The 20,220-nt window shown below is 40.5% G+C and carries 18 protein-coding genes, 1 pseudogene and 1 riboswitch; of the genes and pseudogenes, 9 read left to right on the top strand and 10 right to left on the bottom strand.

The window, feature by feature from the left end; all coding sequences use genetic code 11:
* Positions 1 to 92 precede the first annotated feature (92 nt).
* A pseudogene (locus DOT_RS21445) lies at positions 93 to 461 on the top strand (iron dependent repressor, metal binding and dimerization domain protein).
* A 278-nt stretch (positions 462 to 739) separates the two neighbouring features.
* Here the strand turns inward: DOT_RS21445 and DOT_RS21440 are convergent.
* The 9 genes from DOT_RS21440 to DOT_RS21405 all read right to left on the bottom strand — a co-directional run bounded on the left by DOT_RS21440 (position 740) and on the right by DOT_RS21405 (position 7,352).
* The gene (locus DOT_RS21440; RefSeq protein WP_009623466.1) at positions 740 to 1,489 is read right to left on the bottom strand and encodes a 3'-5' exonuclease; all 750 of its coding nucleotides are present in this window, start codon (positions 1,487 to 1,489) and stop codon (positions 740 to 742) included.
* 142 nt (positions 1,490 to 1,631) lie between these two features.
* A complete protein-coding gene (locus DOT_RS32080; protein ID WP_242833887.1) occupies positions 1,632 to 1,928 on the bottom strand; it encodes an XdhC family protein in 297 nt (98 codons plus the stop codon).
* Complete coding sequence (locus tag DOT_RS21435; protein WP_040413114.1) at positions 1,855 to 2,550, bottom strand: XdhC family protein; 696 nt, start codon at positions 2,548 to 2,550, stop codon at positions 1,855 to 1,857. Before DOT_RS21435 ends, DOT_RS32080 begins: the two co-directional genes overlap by 74 nt.
* Positions 2,551 to 2,639: 89 nt before the next feature.
* The gene (locus tag DOT_RS30730; RefSeq protein ID WP_009623459.1) at positions 2,640 to 2,879 is read right to left on the bottom strand and encodes a hypothetical protein; all 240 of its coding nucleotides are present in this window, start codon (positions 2,877 to 2,879) and stop codon (positions 2,640 to 2,642) included.
* Between the two features lie 56 nt (positions 2,880 to 2,935).
* Positions 2,936 to 4,615: a M56 family metallopeptidase gene (locus DOT_RS21425; protein ID WP_242833886.1), complete on the bottom strand. Its 1,680-nt coding sequence runs from the start codon at positions 4,613 to 4,615 to the stop codon at positions 2,936 to 2,938.
* Positions 4,616 to 4,628: 13 nt separating this feature from the next.
* Positions 4,629 to 5,006 carry a BlaI/MecI/CopY family transcriptional regulator gene (locus DOT_RS21420; protein WP_009623455.1) on the bottom strand — a complete coding sequence of 126 codons (378 nt, stop codon included), beginning with the start codon at positions 5,004 to 5,006 and terminating at the stop codon, positions 4,629 to 4,631.
* A 130-nt stretch (positions 5,007 to 5,136) separates the two neighbouring features.
* A complete protein-coding gene (locus tag DOT_RS21415; RefSeq protein ID WP_009623454.1) occupies positions 5,137 to 6,336 on the bottom strand; it encodes a CapA family protein in 1,200 nt (399 codons plus the stop codon).
* 230 nt (positions 6,337 to 6,566) lie between these two features.
* Positions 6,567 to 7,028, bottom strand: a complete 462-nt coding sequence (locus DOT_RS21410) for a hypothetical protein (protein WP_009623453.1) — start codon at positions 7,026 to 7,028, stop codon at positions 6,567 to 6,569.
* A 69-nt stretch (positions 7,029 to 7,097) separates the two neighbouring features.
* Positions 7,098 to 7,352: a hypothetical protein gene (locus tag DOT_RS21405; protein ID WP_009623452.1), complete on the bottom strand. Its 255-nt coding sequence runs from the start codon at positions 7,350 to 7,352 to the stop codon at positions 7,098 to 7,100.
* Positions 7,353 to 7,769: 417 nt separating this feature from the next.
* Positions 7,770 to 7,856, top strand: a riboswitch (cyclic di-GMP riboswitch).
* A 185-nt stretch (positions 7,857 to 8,041) separates the two neighbouring features.
* Between DOT_RS21405 and DOT_RS21400 the strand changes: the two genes are divergently transcribed.
* The 3 genes from DOT_RS21400 (at position 8,042) to DOT_RS21390 (ending at position 12,689) form a co-directional block, all read left to right on the top strand.
* A complete protein-coding gene (locus DOT_RS21400) occupies positions 8,042 to 9,778 on the top strand; it encodes a HAMP domain-containing methyl-accepting chemotaxis protein (RefSeq protein ID WP_040413113.1) in 1,737 nt (578 codons plus the stop codon).
* A 357-nt stretch (positions 9,779 to 10,135) separates the two neighbouring features.
* Complete coding sequence (locus DOT_RS21395) at positions 10,136 to 10,828, top strand: response regulator transcription factor (RefSeq protein ID WP_009623450.1); 693 nt, start codon at positions 10,136 to 10,138, stop codon at positions 10,826 to 10,828.
* Entirely contained in the window at positions 10,821 to 12,689 is a 1,869-nt protein-coding gene (locus DOT_RS21390) for an ATP-binding protein (protein ID WP_040413112.1), read from the top strand. Before DOT_RS21395 ends, DOT_RS21390 begins: the two co-directional genes overlap by 8 nt.
* On the opposite strand, the gene DOT_RS27950 is transcribed toward DOT_RS21390, so the two are convergent.
* On the bottom strand, positions 12,686 to 14,980 hold the full coding sequence (locus tag DOT_RS27950; protein WP_009623448.1) for a diguanylate cyclase: 2,295 nt from the start codon (positions 14,978 to 14,980) through the stop codon (positions 12,686 to 12,688). The two genes, DOT_RS21390 and DOT_RS27950, sit on opposite strands and share 4 nt — an antisense overlap.
* A 394-nt stretch (positions 14,981 to 15,374) precedes the next feature.
* On the opposite strand from DOT_RS27950, the gene DOT_RS21380 reads away from it, so the two are divergent.
* The 5 genes from DOT_RS21380 to DOT_RS21360 all read left to right on the top strand — a co-directional run bounded on the left by DOT_RS21380 (position 15,375) and on the right by DOT_RS21360 (position 20,054).
* Positions 15,375 to 17,069 (top strand): M3 family oligoendopeptidase, encoded by a 1,695-nt coding sequence (locus tag DOT_RS21380; RefSeq protein ID WP_009623447.1) that lies wholly within the window; start codon positions 15,375 to 15,377, stop codon positions 17,067 to 17,069.
* 77 nt (positions 17,070 to 17,146) lie between these two features.
* Positions 17,147 to 17,488 carry a toprim domain-containing protein gene (locus DOT_RS21375; protein WP_009623446.1) on the top strand — a complete coding sequence of 114 codons (342 nt, stop codon included), beginning with the start codon at positions 17,147 to 17,149 and terminating at the stop codon, positions 17,486 to 17,488.
* Between the two features lie 285 nt (positions 17,489 to 17,773).
* The gene (locus DOT_RS21370) at positions 17,774 to 18,277 is read left to right on the top strand and encodes a nitroreductase family protein (protein WP_050809933.1); all 504 of its coding nucleotides are present in this window, start codon (positions 17,774 to 17,776) and stop codon (positions 18,275 to 18,277) included.
* Between the two features lie 264 nt (positions 18,278 to 18,541).
* Complete coding sequence (locus DOT_RS21365) at positions 18,542 to 19,255, top strand: lysophospholipid acyltransferase family protein (RefSeq protein WP_009623443.1); 714 nt, start codon at positions 18,542 to 18,544, stop codon at positions 19,253 to 19,255.
* A 241-nt stretch (positions 19,256 to 19,496) separates the two neighbouring features.
* On the top strand, positions 19,497 to 20,054 hold the full coding sequence (locus tag DOT_RS21360; RefSeq protein WP_009623442.1) for a hypothetical protein: 558 nt from the start codon (positions 19,497 to 19,499) through the stop codon (positions 20,052 to 20,054).
* Positions 20,055 to 20,220 lie beyond the last annotated feature (166 nt).

Genomic DNA, 20,220 nt, shown 5'->3' with positions numbered 1-20,220 from the left:
GAATGATTTTGAGCGCTTTAATTCTTCAGATAAGAATCTCTATGCTCAAATGGGCATAGGGTAACAAAGGTGAAGCAAAGGATGTGTCGAATATGCTAACACCTGGCTTAGAGGATTATTTAGAGGAGATATATCGGTTTTCTTTATCTCTTAATACTGTTCGGGTAACAGATATCAGTAAAGGCTTAAAGTTGCTTTGCCATCAGTACCTAAAGCTCTCTATAAATTGATAGACGAGAGTCACATAATGTACGAACGATATGGTGAAATAAAGCTTACTGATCAAGGAAAAGAATTTGGGCACTACTTAGTAACGAGAAACCAATTATTGCAGGAGTTTCTTGCCCTAATATGTAGCAAATGTGACTTGCTGAGGCAGAAGCGGTGGAACATTACCTTTCACAGCAACGATCTATGCTATTTCAATTCTTGTGAAGTTTATGAAAGGTTATCCCATTTAGTGGCAAGCCTTTACAGATTTTATGGATTTAAAAGACAAGCTGAATTGTCTATGAATAAGGATATAGTGGCAAATGAATTTATAACCTCCTTTTTGTATACTGGTTAGCCGAAGCTAACTTTATTAGGTGATTCTTCAATAAAATATGTTAGAAGAAAGAAATTGCTATTAATTTTTTCTTACAAAATATACCGGGAGTTCGGCGTATAAATGCAAATAAGACCTCCTCAAAATAATGCCTCAGTTGAAGAAGTTTTGGCAAGTGTGAGAAAGCCTACTTTATACGTCTTTCAAAAATTGATTTGTTCTCCCCATTTTATAGGCAAGTTTAATCATCGCTTGTTCTTCTTCGGTTATTTTTCGGGCATACATTTTTTCGAATTGTTGAAGAAGTTTATCGACGTCTATCACGCTTACTTGGCGTTTTGGTCTAATTGTCCTGTGGGATGGGTCATAGGGTTTTGGTTGAATTGATGAATTATATACTTTTTTAAATATTTCAGTCGTATAAAAAGCATCATGACGGGCGTTGTGAAAGGCATATGTTATTGGGATATGGAGTAACTCAACGGCATGTTGAAGACGTAGTAAGTTTTTTTGAGGAAGATTGAAATGCACGGAAACATAGGGTTGTAAGTTGATAACCCTTTTCGGTAAAAACCTGTGGCTTAATTGATGGCCTTCGACATTTCTGAATAGTTCTGTTATATCCGACATGCCCCAAGTACAAAAAATAGAATCGCTCTCGTTGATAAACGTTGTATACGCCTTATAAATCTCAGGAAAGGGTTCTTCTGTTAGAAGCTGATCTATAGTAATACCAGTCAATTCTGTGACAAATGGATTAATTCTTGTGTAGAAGGTTGGCTTTACGTAACGGTTAAAAGTACCTACGGTGTTAAATTCTATATCTAGTTTGATGGCACCAATTTGAATGATTTCAAAGGGATAGGGAGATCGTTTTCTATCAAAATTTTGTAATGAAGAGACGTCTTGATTAAATTCTAAATCAAATATAATGAAAGACATGTTAGAACTCCTTAAACCACACCTGATTTCTTATATTTTTGACTGGATATAAGGATGCTATCCGCGCCCGATTAAAAGGTCTTCCGAAAAGTGATCAAATGAGAAAAACCAGTTAGGTCGAGAATATGAATTAATTCTCTGATCACCGAGCTTGTGCTGATCTTCTAACAGAAATAATTTGGGCTAGAATGCTTATAGCAATTTCTGATGGGGTTTGAGCATTTATATCTAAACCTATAGGTGCCTTAACTCGCGCTATATCGTGAGAGGAATGCCCTTTTTCTTGCAAATAGTTTACAATAGTGGTTATCTTTTTTGAACTGCCCAACATGCCGACGTATTTGGTTGGATAACTTAAAATATCTTTAAGACACTCTGCGTCTGTCCGATGACTCCAGGTCGCAATTACGACATAGGTGAAAATCAAGCGGTTTTGCATAAAAAGCAACTTCTCTGGCCACATGACCCGCTCCTAAAATTAATAGCCGCTCTGTTATTACGAGCGGTTCCACTAACCAACAAGACTCTTCATATATTCCAACAACTTCTGCACGTTTGGATGAGCATATCTCTTGCAGTTTTTTTGCAGAGAGTAATAACCCCGTTTGAGTTTGACCAAATAAGTGATTGCCATTAAGATCTAAAATACTCTTAGTAAAAGGGGAAAACAAAGAAGTTACTATCACAGCATCTTTTCCACTCGCTTGAAGACCTTGAGTAAATTGCCAGAAATCCTTCTTAAGAACTGGCTCTATTAGAACATCCATGTTGGCCCCGCAAACCGATAATTTATCAGTAACAGTTTCTTGGCTAATCGTTACACGATGTATATCAGTTTGAACTTCATTGTCAGCAGTTAAAAAAGACATTGTTCTTTTTGAGATGACTTTTTCTGCAGTTCCTCCGCCAATAGTACCTATTGTTTGGCCATTTTCAATGACCACCATCTGGGTACCTAGATCACGTGGTGTAGAGCCTTCGGTGCGAATAATCGTAACAAGCGCAGCTTTCATTTGAGTGTTATGGATATTTAAAATGGAGTGTACAATAGTTTCATCCAATTGAAAACACCTCTTATCTATGTTTAAAGACAACAATCCTCTTTTCTAGAGTGTGTTAATCTTCGGGGATTAGTACTCAGAATATCAATTTATAGAGTTGCCTTGTTCATGAGTTGGGCAAATCTATAAATTGAGTTTTCTGCAATCATCGCAATATCTTTACTTGTGTCTATTGCAGGTCTATTCTTATCCATCTTGGACACCATCTTAACCGTAAACCTTTCCATAAAGTTTATCTTTTGGAACTTAAGTTCGCCTATTAAGGAATGTACCTGTTCCAGGGGAACATCTTTTTCAATAATCAGACCAAAAGTTGACGTATAATGCAACCCTCAAAAGTCTACATAAGACTGTTGAGGGTTGCATGATCGAATTTGGAAAGATATTACCATTGCCTTCCTGGATCGTCCGCCATAGAGTTAACAGTACCTTGGGGATAGAGAACAGAATAGTGATCGATCACTGGGTCAGGGATACTAGTAGTCGGTTGAGAGAAGACCATTTCAATTTTAAACTGGGGCCCTGCAGTATACCCAATGATTTCTTGACCATTGTATTTTGTATCGTAAGCTGGAGTTCCCAAAACCGCTTTTACATTGCCAAGAGATACGTTCCTTAATTGGTTATCATAGGATCGGGTTTCAAAAATCTGTTCCCCCTTGTTAATGCCGAACACAAGCTTATGACTGGAATAGGTAGCGTACCGACCTTTAGCTGCAGCTACATACTCGGTAGTATCCGCCTTTCCCAATACTTTCTCTATGTCTTCAATTGTTGATGTTTTTACTGGGAAATCGCTGTTAATCACTTTACCTTGCTGAGCTAATTTTGTCATATTTAGCAGCAGTGCTTTAGTAGAGTCCGTGGGTTGAGAAGATGAAGCAACGGGTGTCGAAGCAGTTGGAGTCGGAGTTGGAGAAGTCGGAGTCGGAGTCGGAGAAGTGCCAGCGGAATTTTGTTGACTGGCGGTTGGGGGATTTTCAGTATGACTCGGGTTGTTTCCTGTCGAGTTCAAGGGAGTGGTCAAACCTGAGCACCCTACTACTAGGGTCAAGGCAAGGGCAGCAATCGTCCATTTAAGCGTTGTTTTTTTGAATGAAGAAATCATGATAATCCTCCTTGCGTTAAATTTACTAACAAAACCGATGGTCCCAGGAATCCAATGTGGCTCAGCTAGAAGTTGCATTAGCTCAATGATAGTTTGAGCATATTTTTTATGCTCTTCTGGATTAACTGTAGCTAAGGCAGTGGCATCACAGGCAATTTCACAATCCTGTTTCATATGATGCAATGCATACCAAATGAAAGGGTTAAACCAGTAAACAACCTGAATTAAGGTGACGAGGGTATTAACTAAAAGGTCGCGTCTCTTTAAATGACTGAGCTCATGCAAGAATACATATTGAAGTTCTTCCGGTGATAACTTATCAATGATTTGGGGAGAAATGATAATTTTAGGTTTTATCCAACCCAAAAGCGCGGGTGATTTTAAGCCAACATCGTAGACAACGGAAACCTTAGTGTGAATCTTGAGACGTGATTTACTCTCCTCAAGAAGTTTAACGATGTCCTTAGAGCTGCACGTTGGTTGCTTTTTAAATTTCAGAAATAATGAGCTGTTGACTAAAAGAATATAGAATAAGATTGCTAAAACCCCAGTAGACCAAAGAATGGCTAAAGTTGTAAAGGTGATTCCATAAGTGTCAGTTGTCGGAGAAGAACTAGCATTTGTATTGTGATCACCTGTTAACGGACTTTCCTGGACAGAATTAGGGTTATTATTAGTTAACTGCGGGATGACGATTGAGGGGACTTCCTTAAGAACCTGAGACAAACCAGTTGTAGGCGAGTGGTAGGGAAGAAAATTAAAAACATTTAATGAGCTTTGGGGAGTAAAGGGTATTACGAGTCTCAGAATTAACACAAACCAGAGATAGTAATGCCAACTGGCACTGAGCTTTTGCTTGAATAACAGCTTGATCAACAATAGTCCTACGGCAAGGATGCTGCCACTCAAGGATAAGGATACAATCATCCGAAAGAGTTCAGCTAAAATCACATTCATTCACTTCCGTTCCTTACTTTATCCTTTCATCAAGTAGGTTTCTCAGTTCTTCAATATCTCTGGGCGATAAGCTTTCATTCTTGACGAAGTTAGCAAGTAGTAAGTGGAGTGAACCATCATAAACCTTATGCAAAAATGATTTTGTCTCATCTCGCATGCAATCATCCTTAGATACTAATGGATAGTATTGAAATAAATTTGAGTTTTTGTTTACTCCGAGGACTTGTTTTTTAACTAAACGTCCAATAAGGGTATGAATTGTTTTGGGGCTCCAGTGGGTCTCAGGTTTCAAATATTCGATAACTTGAGTAGCTGTTATCGGTGACTCTGCCCAAAGAACTTTCATAACTTGCCACTCGGCATCGGATATCTTACAAGTAACTTCGTTCATCTCAAAAGCACCTTCCTACAAGTGTAGTCTAGTTATAGATTACACTTGTAGGAAGGTGCTGTCAAGTGGTCAATTTGGTTTTATTTTTTATAGAAGTTAAAGACGTTGTTGTAGATTGTTCAGAGATCGTTCAGGATTCTTGATTAAGGGTGTAAAAGCCGTTTCCCAATTGTTTGTTCGTCTGCTCTAATATCGTTTCTAAGACCGGCAAGTCTTGAGCTGTAAGATAGGGATCACTGTTGTTCTTGATTTTTTGGATGGTTTCGGCAATAGGCACAACTCTGTATTGAAGGTTGCCGTTGCTTTGATAAGGATGAGAAAAGGTAGGGATATAAGTAGCTTCAGTGAGAGTAGTAATGTCCGAGTCAAAGTCTTTCCGAAACTTTAAATTGAGCACAATTCCGCTGTTTCTTTCCAATCCATTTTGAGCACTGATGAAATTACCCATGGAGTAAATGATAAATTTATTTTTGCCCTTAATATTGCAGATTTCCATCGGTTCGATGACATGTGGATGGCTTCCTAAAATCACATCGGCGCCCGCTTCCACGAACCTATGGGCAAGTTCTTTTTGTTGATCAGTTGGCTGCTGGCGATACTCTTCGCCCCAGTGTAAGACCAATACAAGGATATCCACTTGACGCCTCAGGTGAGAGATGTCTGCCAAAATCTTATCTGGGCTCAGGAGATTTACTAAGTAGGGAGCATCTTTAGGGAGCGGAATGCCATTGGTACCGTAAGTATAGGCGATATATCCGATTTTCACGCCCCGTATAGTTTTAATAAGAGGTGAATTCTGTGCTTCAGCACTGGAAAAGCAACCTGTGGTATCTAATGATGCTTTTTGCAAAATGTCTAAGGTTCGCATTGCTCCATTGTAGCCCCTATCTAAGATATGATTGTTAGCTGTTACTATTAGATCGAAGCCGGAATTTTTAAAGGCTTCGGTTATAGCATCTGGACTATTAAACAAGGGGTAGCCGGTATACCCTGAGTCAGGTCCGGCCATTGGAGCTTCGAAATTGGTGGAGGCATAGTCTCCGGCTTGGATCAAGTGTTCTACTTGCTTGAAAAAAGAATCGAAATTATATGAGCCATCGTTTTGTTGACCACCCCAAATTTGAGTGTTATGCATTAAAATGTCGCCAGTAGCGGTAAGAGTAATGGTTTCAATGTGGGGAGGCTTTGGTTCTGGGTCTGTTATAGTTTTGTCTAGCGCATCAGTACCTTTTGAGGCAGTCAGCGAAGAAGTTATAGTTGGGACGGTAGTGCATCCAGTTAATATAAGGCATAGGACAAACAAAATGAAATTTTTCACATTACGCTTCATCAAAAAACTCCTATTTCTGTTTCGACTGATTTCTTACCAAGAGGCTAAAGAGTTCGATCAATTTACTGTCTGTAGGTTTAGGATTCTACATAAATATACCCATTCCTTTAAGGAAACGTGAATTGATGTATTTTATTCAATTTTATCGCTGATGGAAACCGTGATAATACAAGTAAAAGCGATTGGATAATCCAGTCGCTTTTAATGAGTGAATGCCTCGATTTAGTTATCTAGATCATAATCCTATGTTCACCTTTGTGAAATACCCAAGCGGATAAGGAACACCAAATTAGAAAAACAAATGGTTGCACATATTTATAGCCACCTACCAGTTCATATAAGCCTGATTGGGACATAACCATCCCTACTGAATAATTTAAGGCAACAAAAATCAAAATGTAGGGCACTAAAAAGTATTTTCTGACTGGCAAAAAGTAGAAAAAGATCATGAAGTAAAAAGTCCAAGCAACGGGTGTCCAAAAAGAAAAAATGCCAAAGATGCTGGTTAAACCCAAGTTCTTATAATTTAATAAGCCCATGAAATGGAATATAGATGCAAGCACAGAGTCGCCAATGCCGCCGAATAATAATCCATAAAGAAAAAATTTCTTATACAAATTTCTTGGAATGATAATAAATGTAACCAGCCCAGTAACAACCGCAAAAATTAAGTAAAATGACAATTCAAACATACTAACACCCCTTTCATTTCCTCTAAGGTATGATTTCCTAAATTCATCTTGTTATTCAAGGAACCTGGGTCATAGGGGGAAAAAATAAGTTTGTGTTTTGAACTCCTCTAATTTCCCAGCTTCGTTAGCAATGGTTCCATAGGATTTTCCTGCGGCTCTTTCTGCCGTGACTTGTTCTACAGGCTTACCAGTCAAAGCGGATACAATTCCCGCCGGTGTAGTTGCACCAGTAATGTAGGAAGCACCTGCTACGCCGGCTCCCCCTAAAACCCCGATGATTGTGCCTACGGCAATGAGTTTCTTGTAGTTCTTTATAAAAACCACGCCCCATTTTTGCTTTAGTTTTCTTTAATTTGTTTTAGTTTGTTTTAGTTTGTTTTTAACATCCGCATTAATAATATTGTATAATCGTGGCATAAATATGGCAAATATTGAACCAAATATGTCATTTATCAATTAAGCTTTATCAAATATTATGACTCAGTGTTTTTAGCTTGAGTGTAATATAATGTCAAGAAAACCATAAAAATGTCGATTCAATTATTAATGTACAATTAATTGTGGAAAGTTGCTATATACTACAAGATTGTATATCATTTAAGTATGTGTTATATTTCATTCATTGATACATAAGTCCTATTAATGCATTACTTAAGTGCTACCCATTAATAACTAGACATAACATTGTCTGCCTCAACTTGACTTAACTTAACTTAACTTAACTTAACTTAATTTAATACTCAGCGATAAAGGCAAACTCAGTGAGAACTGAGGACGCAAAGCCACGGGTCTCCTATTTGCTTTACGGAAGATAGCCGGGTTACCGAACAAAGATTTGTCGCCGATCCATTGATTTCGGCGATTTTGTTTTTATTAAAAAAAGAAAGAGTTGAGAGTTTTGATTGGTAGAAAGTAAGGGCAAATAGGATTTGGGAGTATATCCAAATAATGAGAGGAGCAAGAGGTGACAAAGATTCACACCCATACTGTCAAATCTTTTAAGGGGGACCAACATGAGTAACAAAAAGACTTTAAAATCAGACATAAGCTATGGAATCCGAATCAAATTACAGCTAGGTTTTTTCGTTGTTGTACTTTTAACTCTGCTTGTAGGGGTCGTTGGTTACTACGGCGTTTATAGGATTAATTTGGGTGCGGACGATTTAGGGGGACACTGGTTGAAATCAACCACTGCCTTAGCCAGAGTGGTTGAGGATACAGAAGACACTCGGCGCACTCTCTTGCTAGGATTTACGAATCGAAACGATGCGAATGCGTTCCAAGACGCCAAAGCTGAATTTGTCAGCTATAAGAACAATTGGGAGACTGATTATAGTACCTTCGATAAATTAGTAAAAACTCCAGAAGGAAAAGATAGAAGTCAAGCCATGCAGAAGTCATTTAGCCTCTATATGAGTGATGCTGATCAGATATGGAAATTACTTGAGGCAGGTAAAGAGGTTGAGGCACGTGCTCTATTAACCGAAAAGAGCAAAGCAAGTTTTGATCAAGCCATTCTTTCCATGAATTCACAAATGGATTTTCAGGCTCAAGGTGGGAACCAAGCTGTTGCAGACGCGAAAGCTACAGAAACTTCGGTCTTAAGGCTCCTTATCGTTATTATTGTGATCTCCTTGATTGTTGGGGCAGTTTTAGCGATTATGTTAGCGCGACATATCAGCCGCCCTCTTTCTGAGGTGACGAAGGTCGCTCAGTCGGTGGCAGGAGGAGACCTAAATGTTCAGATGCCTGTTATCAATAATAGAGATGAAATTGGTGTTTTATCACGAGCGGTTGGTGAAATGGTCTCTTCATTACGGGAAGTCATTGGAGAAGTCTTAAATCAGTCGGAGAGTGTGGCGGCAACTAGCCAGGAATTATCGGCTGCGGCAGAAGAAGCGACGGCTAGCAGTGAACAAGTTTCTGACACTCTGGCCCAACTTGCGGCCGGTGCAACTGATCAGGCAATATCTGTCGGGGATACCAGTAGTGTTATTGAACAGCTGTCTGCCAGTGCACAACAAGTGGCAGCGAATGCCGAGATCGTTAGTCAAAGTAGTAAAAAGGCAGCACAGGAAGCAGAATTGGGAGCCCAACAGGCAGAAAATGCTATACAAAAAATTGAACAAATCCGTGAAGTTTCGGTCCAAACAGGTCAAGCCGTTTTTCAGTTAGGGGACCAATCCAAACAAATTGGACAGATTGTTGATGTCATAAAAGGAATTGCCGACCAAACTAATTTATTGGCTTTGAATGCAGCCATTGAAGCTGCACGGGCTGGCGAACAGGGGAGAGGATTCGCGGTTGTCGCAGATGAGGTAAGAAAGCTGGCGGAACAATCATCGACGTCGGCAACTCAGATCGCAACCCTCATCGGTAATATCCAACGCGAGACAGTACGTGCCGTTGAAGTGATGGAGAAAGGAAAAGGAGAAGTGATCGCAGGAGTTGAGGCTGTCAATCTTGCTGGGAACTCCTTCCGAACCATTGTAGTAGAGGTTAACACTGTCGTTGAGCAGATTCGGCAGGTTGCGGAAGCTTCACAGCAAATGGCTAGCGGGACGACCAAGGCTGTTCAATCCATAGAGAGTATTGGTATCATTGCTGAGCAAAGCGCTGCCAATGCACAGCGTGTTTTCACTTCTTCAGGAGAACAAGCAGCTACAATGGTATCCGTGAGCCAATCCGCAGAAGCCTTGGCTAAGCTTGGGGAAAGTCTAGAATTAGCTGTTAATAAATTTAAGGTTTAATAATGTTGTTCAACTTAAACTAAAGCCACGATTGTTTCATGTACTCACATCAAACGACAAGATCGAATGCCACACAAGGTATCCGTTCTTGTCGTTTGTCCGTTAGGCTGGTTTTGGAGACTAAAAGTGTTGCTTGTCAAAAATAGGACAATACTATCATAACTGGAGAAACCTGAAAACAGAAATTCCAGTTAGTTTGGAAATTATTTTGAAAACGTCTGGGAGCAATTGCACTAGTACCGTTAGTTCAATTCGGACAGCGCTATTTAACTAGAGTAATTAAATTATTGCCATAAACATGACACAAACGTTATGGAGATTAGTGATAAAATGTAGAGAGATTAGGGAGGTGCGAGTTTGAACAAGTATCTACTCATTGCAGATGATAATGATAGCATCCTTGATATTTTAACAACATATGTCACCCAAGAAGGCTTTTTGCCGATTATTGCGCGAGATGGTGAAGAGACCTTACAGAAGTTCGCAGAATATAGACCGTTGCTTGTGCTGTTAGATGTTATGATGCCCAAAAAAGATGGCTTTACTGTTTGCCAAGAAATTAGGCAAAGTTCTAATGTACCAATTATAATGGTTACAGCCAAAGGGGAAGATGGCGATCGGATCTTGGGGTTGGACATCGGGGCTGATGACTACATTGTAAAACCCTTCAGTCCCAGAGAGGTCATGGCTCGAATACGTGCAGTTTTAAGGCGCCTCGATATTTCTGGAGAGCAAAGCAACGATATTATCTGTCACCCCGGCTTGAAAATAAACCTTTCAGACTATGAAGCGATGATTGAGGGGCGGCTTATCAATCTTACCAAGAAAGAAATCGAGATCTTGTGGATTTTGGCATCCAACCCAGGAAAGGTTTTCTCACGAGACAACCTTTTAAACAGTGTATGGGGTTATGATTATTTTGGTGATGCTCGTACGGTAGATACCCATATCAAGAGACTTAGGTCAAAAATGAATATTCCTGAATCCTATAGCTGGGACATAAAAACCATCTGGGGCGTGGGCTATAAATTTGAGGTCAAGCATGTTTAAGAAAAGAATTGCTTTTAAATTAACGGTAGGATTTGTTGTCATAGTGCTTATATCAATGCTGACCATCGGGATAATCTTCATTCAAATGTTTAGGCAATATGCATTTGAGAGCAGAGAGAAAACTATGCTGGCAAGTGCGCGCAGTGTATCCGAAGTTGCTGCTGAGTACTTGGAAAGTGCCAATGGGCAAATGAGTGGTTTCGGTGGATACATGCGTTCTTTGGATACCCTGACAGAGTCAAAAGTATGGATTACTGACAGTAAAGGAAACCTGGCAATAATCTCTGGAATGGGACAAAGAATGGGCAGGGGTGCAGGTTGGGGTATGGGACAAGGGTCAGGCCAAGGACTGGGTATAGGAGCTGGCAAGGGACAAAGTTTCCTGAATAATTCAGAGCCCTTGCCGAAGGAGGCTGAAAAAGTCATTCAAGAGGTTCTTTCAGGTAAAGAATCTGTCAGCGAAAGTTTTAGCAGTGTCTATAACGAAGCCACAATAACCGTGGGGGTTCCAGTCATAGACTCCAATCATGTAATAATTGGCTCGGTGTTTCTTCATACTCCAGTAACGGGGGTTACAGAAACGCTGAACAGAGCAGTCGGTATTCTGGCAATCAGTCTTCTGTTTGCTTTGGTGTTAGCTGTAGGCTTGGGATTATTCTACTCCCTCATCTTTACCCGTCCCTTGAAAGCTATGAATCGTACGGCGTTGGAAATAACACGCGGCAATTATTCAGCGAGAACAGGGGTAGAACGCCAGGATGAATTGGGGCAACTTGGGAATTCCCTTGACCATTTGGCCTTGGAATTAGGCTCCACGATTAATCTGCTTTTTCAGGAAAAAGGCAAACTCAAGGACATACTATCAAGTATCTCAGAAGGCATCATTGCTTTTGATACGAACCTTAGGCCAGTAAGTGTCAATTCCGCTCTCGCGGAAATTATGAACAGACCTCATCCATATCTGATAGAAGAATTAGAAATGGACCTCAAAAACTTAGAAATAGAGACCCAGCTTACTAAAGTTATGGAAGAAAAGAAGTCCTCGCGAAGGTTGAAAGATTGGTTGGGTAAAAAGTTGATGTTTATCTTGTCACCCATTGAAGACAATCAAGGAGCAATAACAGGAAGCGTTGCGTTAGTCCAGGACATCAGTGAGAGCGTGCGTCTTGAGCAACTACGCAGGGAATTTGTTGCCAATGTGTCGCATGAATTCCGTACTCCTCTGACCGTCATCCGTGGTTCCCTCGAAGCGATGGTTGATGGTACAGTTCAGAAAAGCGAGGAAATTAAGCGTTACCACCAAAGGATGCTTTCAGAAACGCGTGGATTAGAACGTTTAGTTGGTGACCTTTTAGAATTATCTCGGCTCCAATCTGGTAAAATTACAGTGCATAAAGAAAAGCTTCATATGCCCAGCCTATTTGATGACGTGCTTAAGAGTTTTCAAACAATCGCCGAGCAGAAAGGAATTAGAATTGAATATCTATCGGACCAAGACATTCCGCCGTTTTGGGGTGATTATGATCGTTTACGCCAACTGCTGGTTATTTTTTTAGACAATGCACTTAAATATTCTCCCAATAACACCCAGGTGTCCGTTGAAACAAGGCTGTTTGGGTTTAATATGCTTTCGGTCAAAATTTGTGATCAAGGATATGGTATTGCTGCCGATGAGCTAAACCATATCTGGGATCGTTTTTACAAAGTTGATAAGTCTCGCAATGAGAATGGTACAGGACTGGGACTGGCTATTGCTAAGCACTTGATAGACCTCCAGGGTGGACAGGTTACAGTAGAGAGCGAGCTTGATAAAGGCACAACATTTGAGATAAGACTACCCTTGTGTTTAAGTCCTATTTAGGACAATTCAGAGCTATAAAACTGATAGTTATTGCGTCCCAGTTCTTTGGCATGGTACATGGCGGCATCGGCATGTTTAACAAGGGTTTCCAGGTTATCGCCATCTGTAGGATAAAGACTAATGCCGATACTTGGTGTGACTAGCACTTCGTGTTGTTCGAGTATAAAAGGCTCTGAGAAAGAATTGAGTATCTTCTGAGCAATGGTAGAGGCATCTGAATTATGAACCAGGTCAGGAAGGAGAATTAGAAATTCGTCTCCTCCTTGTCGAGCAACGGTATCTCCTTCGCGCAAATGGTTCTGGAGGCGTTTGGAGACGGCCTGCAAAAGAAGATCTCCGACATTATGCCCAAGCGTATCATTAATGACTTTAAAATGATCCAGATCTAGAAAGACAATACCGATTTTATGGTTGTTGCGGCGGGTATGGGTTAGGGCCTGGGTCAAACGATCAATGAATAAAAGACGGTTTGGAAGTCCGGTTAGAGCGTCGTGATGGGCCTGATGGGAGAGCTCGCGAACTAGGTTTTGTTTATCACTGACATCGCGAAAGACTAGAATTGCACCAATAAATTTCCCATGGCGATCATTAATGGGGGCTGCGGAATTTTCTATTTCAATGGAATTCCCATCGCGGTGGATGAGGCGGGTATGATCATTCCCTTCAACACTGCGATTCAGCTTGAGGCATTTCTCCACAGGATTCTCAGGAACCTTACCAGTAACATCACTAATAATGTTAAACACAGAAAAGATTGGCAAACCCCTAGCAGCGGCATCCGACCAACCAGTAAGTTTTTGCGCGATAGGGTTGAGGTAATCAATGTTCCCCGAGACGTCGGTCGTAATTACCGCATCGGCGATGGAATGGAGTGTCACTTGCGCCCGTTCCTTTTCTAACCAAACGGACTCTTCGGCTTGTTTTTGCGCGGTAACATCTTCGTAAATCGTAACGATTTCACCAGAGTTGAGTTTATAGATGTAATAATTGCGCCATCCCATTATGCGGTGGTCTTGATAAAAGCTCGTGGGGAAAGTCTCGGGTTTTCCGGTATTCCAAACCCGCGAGAGGATGTTAATAAGCCCAAATTCTTTTAAATTAGGGAACACGTCGAGGGGTGATTTTCCCAATACGTTTTCTCGTGAGATTTTCTCAATTTTCTCGGCAGCCTGATTAAACTCTTTGAAAATAAAACTCTTTCCAGAATTCGTAACATCATAAACGGCAACAGCATTGCTCATGTTTTCAAACATTTCCCGGTAACGTACTTCGCTTTGTTGGAGAGCTTTTTGGTTTTTTTTGCGTTCTGAAGTGTCACGTACAATGCTCAAAAGAACAGGCACTCCGTTGAGAGAGGCTCCTAGTGAGTTTACTTCCACGGGGAAGGGAGTTCCATCTTTACGGTGGTGAATGGTTTCAAACAGAATTCCTTCATTGGAGGCATCTTGGAGTTGAGCTTGAATAGTAGAGCGTGTTTCTGGTGTTCGCAAATCATGAATCCGCATGCAGAGGAGTTCTTCTCTAGAATAGCCGTAGGCAAGAATTGCGGCAATGTTGGCATCAATTATTTGACCATCTGGATGAATAAAAAGTAAGATGTCTCTGGAATGTTCATAGAGCAGGTGATAACGTTCTAAACGAGTTTTAAGATGCACTGCTGTATAGGCGGTTGCAACTTGGAAGGCAAAATGTTCAAGGTGAGAGCAACAAGCAGGAGTGAAAAAGTTAGGCTTTTGGGAGAATAGAACCAAGGCACCAATGGCTTGATCCTGAATCTTAAGTGGAAGAGCAATGACTGAGCGGATGTTAGCTTTCTCAAGCAGGTGGGACCAAGGCTTAAATTGTGGATTGCCTTGTATATTATGTGCTTGGTTTTTTCCGGAGCGGATACATTGACCGAATGCGCCTTTACCCAGGGGTGTGTCATCCCACCGTATTTCAAGTCGGTTCAGCGAGTTGTCAAAGACCCCAGCGCTAGCACGCAAAGATACTGACCCATCCGGCTCAGTTATACCGATTAAGGCACTTGTATAGCCCAAAGTATTGACGAGTTGTTCTGTTAGGTATGGAAGAATTTCTTCTTCAAGGGGTTGAGATGTGAGAATCTTATGCTCGATCTGCCTTAAAAGCGTTTCATATTGAAGTAGGCCTTTCTCCGAATGGAGAAGATGAGACATTCCTCGATAAAAAAGATAGTAAAGTAGCCCTGCAGTAGCGATTATAAAAAAACCATCTGTGCCTGTTTGCAGATGGTTCATAAGAATGGGGTCCTGAACAAAGTGATTGAGCATACGGTTAGAAAATAGAAACCAGATGCATCCAATGAGCGCATAGATTAGGCTGATTTTCAAAGGATAAGCTGCAGAGGAATTTTTAACTTTTACGATTGGAAGCCACTCCTTCTATATTTGAATATCACAGTATCTCTTTTCACGATCATTGGGTTTGATTATGAGATTAATGATTTTCCCTACATGATTGTAAACACAAGAGGGTGAATAATGTTGCTAGTGACACACTTCTTTCCAATACTTAACTATACGACACATTATCACAGTTATCCTGCTTATTTGGATAAAAGTAGAGTTTCTGTAATAAATACGAATGGGGCTCTTGGTTATCGAGCACGTAAAATTTGAATCACTAAACGTTTCCATATAGAATTAGAGCATGGAGGTGGTCACTATGAAGTTTAGAGAGTTTACTTACAAAAGGCCGGATTTGTCGGAACTGGAAACCAAGTTTTCTGGCCTTTTGGCTAAGTTTGATCAGGCTGGAGATTTCGAGCAACAGGATGCTCTGATGGTAGCGATAAATGAGCTAAGAAGCGAATTTGAGACGATGGAACAACTGGTAATTATCCGCCATACTGTTGATACGAATGACCTGTATTATGAGGAGGAACAGACCTATTTTGACGAGGTCATGCCGATATATCAAGGCTTAATCTCCAGGTATTATCAGTTGTTAGTTAACTCGAAGTTTCGACAGGCTTTAGAAGAAAAGTGGGGGAAACAGCTTTTTACTAAAGCAGATCTAACCCTTAAAACCTTCGCCCCAGAAATCATTCAAGATTTGCAACAAGAAAATAAATTGTCAAGTGAATATACCAAGCTTATTGCCTCAGCCAAGATTATGTTTGAAGGAGAAGAGCGAAATCTGCCGGGCTTGGTTCCGTTCCAGTTGTCGACCGATCGATCGATGCGGAAACGAGCCAATGAGGCTAAATACGCCTTCTTTAGTGCCAATGAAATGAAGTTTGATGAAATTTATGACGGTTTGGTCAAAGTTCGGGCACGTATTGCAGAAAAGTTGGGCTATAAAAACTTTATTGAACTTGGGTATGCTAGAATGCTGCGCTCAGACTATACCCCAGTCATGGTGGCAAATTTCCGCAAACAGGTCCTTGACTCTATCGTTCCGGTGGCTAGTAAATTACGGGAAAGACAGCGTAAACGGTTGGGGTCTGAGGTTCTGGTGTATTACGATGAGAAGTTTGATTTCCAGACGGGCAATGCTAAGCCTAAGGGTGATCCTGAGTGGATTGTAGCTAATGGGCGAAGTATGTACAACGAGTTGTCAGTAGAGACAGGCGAATTTTTCAAGTCGATGGTGGAGAATGAGCTTATGGATTTAGTTGCTAAAAAAGGTAAGGCCGGTGGTGGCTACTGTACCTATATTAGCAACTATCAGGTGCCGTTTATTTTCTCCAATTTTAATGGTACCTCAGGTGATATTGATGTCTTGACACATGAGGCAGGGCATGCTTTTCAAGTTTATTGCAGCAAAGACTATCAAATTCCAGAATATCATTGGCCTACCTATGAGGCTTGTGAGATTCACTCGATGAGCATGGAATTCTTCACCTGGCCTTGGATGGAACTCTTTTTTCAAGAAGACACCGCAAAGTATAAGTTCGCCCACTTGAGCGCTGCCTTACTTTTTATTCCCTACGGGGTTACGGTTGATGAATTTCAGCATTTCGTTTATGCTCACCCGGAGGCTTCTTCTCAGGAGAGAAAAGCTGCTTGGAGAGAAATCGAAAATAAATATCTACCCCATCGCATTTATGAGGACAACGATTATTTAGAACGTGGTGGTTACTGGCATCAACAAGGGCATATCTTTGGCGATCCATTTTATTATATAGACTACACCCTAGCCCAAATTTGTGCTTTCCAGTTCTGGAAAAGGTCCCGCGAAAATCACGACACGGCCTGGGCTGATTACCTGAGGTTATGTAAGGCTGGTGGTAGTCAGTCGTTTCTGGAACTGGTCGAGTTAGCTAATTTGATTTCTCCTTTTCAAGACGGCTGCATCGCTTCAGTGGTTGGCGTGATTGAAGACTGGCTCGATGGAGTGGAGGATGCAAAGCTATGATGAAGCATAGTTCAGCAGCAAAAAGTAAAAGCTACGCTGGATAACTTTTTATTTGGGCTGAAAGTATTGGTGGGATAATGGGTAGAGTTATTATAGTAGAAGGAAAAACAGACAAACAGCGTTTGCAGCAACTTCTGGATGAACCCGTGGAGATTGCTTGTACTAATGGGACATTAGGGCCGGATAAGTTGGAACAATTAATCGCTGAATTCAGTGATGATGAAGTTTGCGTTCTCCTGGATGCCGATCATGCCGGCGATAAGGCAAGGAGATTATTTAAACAAGAGTTTCCCAACGTTCGTCACCTATACACCCACCGGATGTACCGTGAAGTGGCGACTACCCCATTGAACGTATTAGCACAGATCCTTGAAGGAGCGCACTTTGCGATTAAGATGCCGAAAGACGAAGATATTTAGCAGATAGGAATGGTTGACAAAGCAAATCAACAAAAATCAGAAAGGAAAATCCTTCGTTTTGACATCAGACGGAGGATTTTTTTGGTTAAAAACTGGTTGTTATAGAGGTGTTAGAGGTTAGCAAATGCTATCATTTAGAAAGAGAAAATTATTCACTAGAAATGGTGACGAAAAGTGTCGTAAGGTTATCCAGAGACAAAATTGGAAACGATTATATTGGAGGTTACTTAAGAATGAATGAAATTTTGAAAGTAATAAAAAGTCGTAGAAGTATCCGAAGTTTCAGTGACAAGCAAATCAAGGACAACGAATTGGAAACTGTTTTGGAAGCTGCTCAGTACGCACCTAACGCCGGATCTCAATCTTGGCAGTTTATTAGTTATACAGAAAGCAGAGCTGATTAACGAATTAAGCGAAGCTGCCAAAGCAGCTGTAAAAAATTATGAAATGCAATTTATTAGAGAACTAGCCAATAATCAAGAATTTAATGCATTTTATAAGGCGCCAACAGTTATCCTTGTTTGTGGTGATGAAAGCCCGTGGATGCCTGCTGACTGTGCTGCTGCAACTCAGAATATCTTACTTGCGGCTGAATCTATTGGCCTGGCTGCCTGCTGGATTCACTTTGGACTATTTGTTTTTGGCAACGAAAACGGATCAAAATATAAAAAACTTCTTGGTGTTCAGGAAGGGTATCGGCCTTTATATTCAGTAGCACTCGGCTATCGGAAAGGCGATCAACCTGATGCTGCACCCAGAAAGAAAAATGTAGTTACTTACGTCAAATAAAGATAAAGATGAACTGAGATGAAATTAGTATTTGTGTATTACAGAAAATACCCAGCGAATTATTTTATAAGATTGAGTAGGGAATGGGGACATAAACCTTTAGCTATGTCTCCATTCCTATTTAAAGCGGATGAAAGCAACAGGAGTCTTGTTGCAGGCCTGATTTCTATGCTTACTACAAAGGAAGAGGTATAATATGATTGTTGAGGAAATCGACAAAACAAATTCATAACTAATAATCATAGTTATGATAGGAGTGAAACTATGTTTCGTACGATAGTTTGGTTTGCTTATTTTTGGCTTTATCTGATAAAGATTATGCCTTCGTATTTTAAAGTTAATAGTCTTTTAGAAAAGCAGAAAATTAATGAACGAGATAAACTAGTAAATTCGGTAGCATCAAAATGGGCAAAGGATTTACTAAACTTTGCTGGTGCCAAGGTTACAGTGATTGGGGCGGAGAATGTTCCTTTGGATCGTACAGTTTTATTCGTGAGTAATCACCAGGGCAATTTTGATATACCGATATTTTTGGGCTGTATTGATAAACCTAAAGCATTTATTGCGAAAGTTGAAATATTAAAAATCCCGATAATATCCAAATGGATGAAGCAAATGAACTGTTTATTTCTGGATCGGCATGACATGCGTCAATCCCTACGGGTTATGAATCAGGCTGCAGACTATTTAAAAAAAGGATATTCAATGGTGATCTTTCCGGAAGGAACCCGCTCGAAAGGGAATACAATGGGGGAATTTAAAGCTGGTAGTTTAAGAATAGCAATAAAGGCAAACGTCCCTATTGTTCCTGTTACGATTAAAGGAAGCTTTAAACTCATGGAAGAAAGCGGTTTTTTAATAAAACCTGCAGAAGTTGAAATGGTAATATCGGAGCCTATTGAGACTTATGACCTCACAAAAGAACAGATTAATGGGTTGCACGAAAAAGTGCGTACAATTATTTTAAGTAAGCTGTAGAAAACTCGCAAATTCTGAGAGGAGTGGCAGAGCCCAGAATCTTAATAAAATCTTGAGATGCTAATCACATTTCTACTAAATTTTAGTTATATTCTTAATCATAAAGTTGAAAGGGAGTGTTGAAGCGTTAGTTAGAAAATAGTAAGGATGTAATGGCCTATATGGTAGCTTAACGAACTAATGTAAGGAAAAACCAATAAATTACAAAACCTTGTTTTGATCAGGGGGGTGTTAATCAAAAATGGAAAAGCAAAATAAAATCCAAGGATTTTCGAGCAAACCTTGGATACTGGTTGGGATACTATTGCTGATCGTGTCGATCGGAACCGTTGGATGTAGTTCAAGTAAAGCAACCACTGCACAATCAACAAATCAGGAACAAGCAACCCAAGGGCAAACAAATCAGGGACAACCAGGCCAGGGGCAGAGAGTACGTAATCCAGCGTTAACGGCTGCAATGGAAATACGTCGCCTAGAAAATGATCAACAAAACCCTTTAACCAGTGACCAGAAAGAAAAGCTTAAACCAATTTTGCAAGAATTGATCAATACGCCGAATGCAAGTCAAGATATTTTACAACAAAAAGCTGATGCAATTAACGCTGTTTTTACAGACCAACAAAAAAGTTCTTTAACCACACGGAGAGTTCCAATGGAAATAGCCAAAACGCTAATAACTCAAATGAAAACTCATCTAAGGGAAACTACCCACAAGGGGGAGCAGGCGGCGGAAATGGCAGTGGGAATGGTGGCGCAACAGTCAATGGGACAGGTGGCAGGCCAGCTGGGAACGGCTTAAATCCACAGGATATGTATCAACAGGTTCTAGATTCATTAAAGTAAGTTGTTTGTCTATGAATTTATCTAAAAAGAGAGTCTTTTACCGCCTTCGCGTGTGAAAGACTCTCTTTTTTAGATTGCCGATCGCCCTCAGAAACACTCTGGAACATGTGGGAATATCATGA

The organism is Desulfosporosinus sp. OT (assembly GCF_000224515.1).
Taxonomy (GTDB): Bacteria; Bacillota; Desulfitobacteriia; order Desulfitobacteriales; family Desulfitobacteriaceae; genus Desulfosporosinus.
Note: the sequence above shows the minus strand (reverse complement) of the source record. Positions and strands in the feature narration are given on the sequence as shown.

Coding starts and splice junctions, on each gene's coding strand:
- DOT_RS21440 (WP_009623466.1), bottom strand. CDS start 1,489: ATGTCTTTCATTATATTTGATTTAGAATTTAATCAAGACGTCTCTTCA.
- DOT_RS32080 (WP_242833887.1), bottom strand. CDS start 1,928: ATGCAAAACCGCTTGATTTTCACCTATGTCGTAATTGCGACCTGGAGT.
- DOT_RS21425 (WP_242833886.1), bottom strand. CDS start 4,615: ATGAATGTGATTTTAGCTGAACTCTTTCGGATGATTGTATCCTTATCC.
- DOT_RS21420 (WP_009623455.1), bottom strand. CDS start 5,006: ATGAACGAAGTTACTTGTAAGATATCCGATGCCGAGTGGCAAGTTATG.
- DOT_RS21415 (WP_009623454.1), bottom strand. CDS start 6,336: ATGAAGCGTAATGTGAAAAATTTCATTTTGTTTGTCCTATGCCTTATA.
- DOT_RS21410 (WP_009623453.1), bottom strand. CDS start 7,028: ATGTTTGAATTGTCATTTTACTTAATTTTTGCGGTTGTTACTGGGCTG.
- DOT_RS21400 (WP_040413113.1), top strand. CDS start 8,042: ATGAGTAACAAAAAGACTTTAAAATCAGACATAAGCTATGGAATCCGA.
- DOT_RS21390 (WP_040413112.1), top strand. CDS start 10,821: ATGTTTAAGAAAAGAATTGCTTTTAAATTAACGGTAGGATTTGTTGTC.
- DOT_RS27950 (WP_009623448.1), bottom strand. CDS start 14,980: ATGCTCAATCACTTTGTTCAGGACCCCATTCTTATGAACCATCTGCAA.
- DOT_RS21380 (WP_009623447.1), top strand. CDS start 15,375: ATGAAGTTTAGAGAGTTTACTTACAAAAGGCCGGATTTGTCGGAACTG.
- DOT_RS21375 (WP_009623446.1), top strand. CDS start 17,147: ATGGGTAGAGTTATTATAGTAGAAGGAAAAACAGACAAACAGCGTTTG.
- DOT_RS21365 (WP_009623443.1), top strand. CDS start 18,542: ATGTTTCGTACGATAGTTTGGTTTGCTTATTTTTGGCTTTATCTGATA.
- DOT_RS21360 (WP_009623442.1), top strand. CDS start 19,497: ATGGAAAAGCAAAATAAAATCCAAGGATTTTCGAGCAAACCTTGGATA.